General features: G+C 33.3%; 1 pseudogene. It reads left to right on the forward strand.

The features are described from left to right. Window positions 1–128 (forward strand): annotated as a pseudogene (locus tag IDG64_RS14655) (uracil-DNA glycosylase); the annotation flags it as partial. Window positions 129–249: the final 121 nt, after the last annotated feature.

Genomic DNA, 249 nt, shown 5'->3' on the forward strand with positions numbered 1-249 from the left:
ATTTACAAGATTGGGCAAGAGAAGGCGTCTTGTTATTGAATACAGTTTTAACCGTAAGACAGGGTGAAGCAAATTCTCATCGTGATATTGGTTGGGAAACATTTACTGATGAAATTATTAAAGCAGTCGAATATTCTTTTTCTAAAAAATCATGCATAGCTTTAAAGTCATGTTTCGTTGTTATGTCATGAAAAATTTGCGACCATTCCATTCAATCTCACCTCAGGACATATTTTAACATATCACACT

This window comes from Staphylococcus sp. EG-SA-15, assembly GCF_017151895.1.
GTDB lineage: Bacteria > Bacillota > Bacilli > Staphylococcales > Staphylococcaceae > Staphylococcus > Staphylococcus aureus.